The organism is Vibrio sp. V03_P4A6T147, from assembly GCF_002241085.1.
In the GTDB taxonomy this organism is placed as follows: Bacteria; Pseudomonadota; Gammaproteobacteria; order Enterobacterales; family Vibrionaceae; genus Vibrio; species Vibrio anguillarum.
This window is the reverse complement of sequence record NZ_NDIO01000275.1, coordinates 1-3,074: the sequence shown is the minus strand read 5'-3', so window position 1 is coordinate 3,074 and position 3,074 is coordinate 1. Positions and strand designations below refer to the sequence as shown.

2 protein-coding genes are annotated in these 3,074 nt (G+C 42.4%); both read right to left on the bottom strand.

Annotated features, from left to right (window positions below; genetic code table 11):
• On the bottom strand, positions 1-1,384 hold a 1,384-nt coding region (locus B9J84_RS10825; RefSeq protein WP_094124115.1), incomplete at its 3' end, for a UvrD-helicase domain-containing protein.
• Positions 1,381-3,074 (bottom strand): ATP-dependent endonuclease (locus B9J84_RS10820; RefSeq protein WP_094124114.1); only part of this gene is annotated, 1,694 nt, incomplete at its 5' end. The genes B9J84_RS10820 and B9J84_RS10825, both read right to left, overlap by 4 nt.

Below are 3,074 nucleotides of genomic sequence, written 5' to 3'. Positions count from 1 at the left end.
TAGTTTTAGCTCCACGTGAGAGTGCTACATATAAATGATTTGCGTTCATTCCTCGAGCTTGCGCATCAAGAATCATGCAATGATCAGCTTCAAGGCCTTTGAGCAAAAGGGTTGAACCAATAGCTCGATTAGGTATTCGTTGATCTCCTTGCTGACGTAAGCGCTCTCTTACTGCTGACGCTGCTTCAAAGATACTTATTGTTGGAGAAGTTATTGAAAGAGCTAAAGAGTCTTTTAAAGCGTTGTATGCGCCTTTACGGTAAACACGAGTACCAGGTTTTAACTCTAGATGCTGTAGTGCTGCTAAGATGTTGGAGCGAGAACTATTAATCGCTACGTTGCAAAGTGCTTGCTCAGTATTTGTTGCAGGAGTCCTATTTCGACGATTGAGAATACTATCTACTCGTTTCGATGTGGTTGCCATTTCAACATTGGTCATCATAGTACTAGCAACTTGCAAAATAGAGGCTGAAAGAGCTACCCCTGTATTGTCATCAAATTGGCTTGCAGCACTAGTTACACTTGCAAGTTGAACTGGTTCAACTACTTCAATTCGCGAATTACCCTGAGCATAACCATGCCTTGAACGTTCATCCATTGAACTACCTATTACCAATAGAGAATCAGTTGGGTAGTGATTTAAAATAGAGTGTTGTGCATTATGCTGATTAGTTATGTCCGTTCGGACTACGTCTGTCAGTTGGTGCAATATTACATGGGCAGGACATGTTCTAAGGTCAACTCTTGTCCCTTGTTTTAGTGCCTCCCTTGTTTCAAGTATCCACCGTCCAAGCAACGGTGCTCCAGCATTGTTCCAACGCCATGGTGTATTTAATTCACCTATCAGTGGAAATTGCTTCAGAACTCCGCTGCCCCAATCAGGCATTGGACCTCCGAAGTTAAAAATACATTGCATAGGGTCACCAAAAATAACTGTCGGGAGAATATTTGAAAGTGAAGCAATTAGATTGTGCTGATTAACGTCACAGTCTTGATACTCATCAACGAGCAGTCGTGAATATGATGATTGTAGGATGTCACTAATGCTGCCTGTATTTAGCAACCTTAAAACAGTTTGTCTAATTTCTGGATAAAAAAGCTGGGGCATTTCAGGTGAATGATGAACAGGGCAGGTCATTGGGAAACTATTGGCAATACGAAGTGCCCATCCATCAATGGTAGTAACAACATAGTTCGACGTTGGCACTGATAGCTTTCGCAGTCTTTTTTTTAATGCAGAAACTCCAGCAGTGGTGTGCGTTAGCACCAATATAGGCTTGGTATTATTCACGGATAATGTCTCCGTGATTATATGGGTTTTACCGCAACCAGCGGGAGCAACAATTGCGCCTCTATTAGTATCAAGAACGGTTTCCACGTTCATCGAATATCTCCATTAGCTTCTACCCAATTGAGTAAGCCATTGAGGATACTTTGAAAATGTTCGTTAAATAATGGCATATTAGGGGCAACGACATTCCTGATGATGGTTTCAGATTTTGTGATGTTTTTAAACCATTTATAGTGGCCAGCAGCAAGGGCTAAAGAACCTCTCATTTCATCCAGTGGGTTGGATAAACATGCGGCCAAATCATATTGGTTATTCGACTTATTTTTAATGTGCTGGTCAACTTCCTGGTGCCCGTTTAAGTCAGCAGCTACTTTTACAAGTAGTGGCAAAATATCTACTCTACACCAGCTGAAAATTGCACCTTCGGTAGACATACCATGTCCCCATTCAAAAATTGTTACACCTGCCTGTGTACATTGTTCAGTCTGTGCCTGGTGTGCCTGAGAATTTATATCGGAATCTTTTAGTAAGGCCACAGGGTAACCTAAACTCGCAAATACCTTAGCTCGCTGAAAGTAGTTATCACCACCGCCGCCATCAGTACAAAACCCTCCTTTAGATTGAATTCCGAGCTGTTGATTATCTTGCTTGTAAAGATCCAAACCTCTGATAAAACCAACTTCAGTGCTTCCTTCACCGACAATTATTGCTTTGCTGAAGAATGCTTCTGCACAAGCTCTTAGTGTTGCTTGTTGTTGCTCTCCCCCAAAAAGACTATAGATGTGATGGGAGTAAAGTGGGAATTCAAATACCTGAGCAGCTATGGATTGTTTTCTTAGAACATGGAGTTGGGTAGCTTGTAGCTCTCTAAGTACATAAGGTGAGTGAGTAGTTATAAATACTTGCTTTTGGGGCTCGATGTCCTTTGATCCTAGTTCGTTAAGTAGCCTACTAATACGGTATGGCTCAAGACCATATTCGGCTTCATCAACGATCAAAATACTAGAGCTGCTAGTAGCCTTTTGCAGGCCGCTAATGAGTAAGCGTGAAGATCCAGTCCCTAATTGCCTTAGAGGTGTCCCATCACTATTGTGGAGGCTTATGGCACCATTGGACATGGATATTCCATTGACATCGAGAAGCGCGCTAAGTTGTCCGAGCGGTACACCAAGTCCGTTGGCGATTTGCTTGACTTGGGTCAAAACCTCTGTGACCCCTTGTACTGGTTGTGCAGCAAAGGCTTCACGGGTTTGCCGTCCTAATTGGGCAAGAACTGAAGATACATCTAAGGTATCTTCAGAAAGTTTGTTTAATACTGAACGATGTCCCCATGAGAGATTTTGATGTGATGTGGTGCCCAGTCTGGCTGGAGACAGTAATTCTCGGTGTTTCCAAGGTAATCTACGTTCAAGACCATCTGCATCGGCACGATCAGAGTATAGTCGCCAATCAGGTGCTAAGTCTGCATCTACATAGAGCTTGAAGGTAAGAACCGTTTCACAATTTGGTTGTGGCTCGTCAAAGATTTCTTTGGTCTCAAAATTAAAGCCTCGAAGAAAACAACCGTATCGTTCAACATTTTTTAACTCATCATCAAGCTCGCCAATTGTCACTGTGATAGTCAAAGGAGATGAAGTATCTAGTTGGTAAAAATCTGCATCGTTGAATGAGTAAGAGCGTCGTGCACCTAGAACCAAATCAATGGCATCTAAAATTGTTGACTTACCAGAATCCCCTGGTCCGATTAGACAGTTAAGTCCAGACCTCTCTCTTCTACACATCT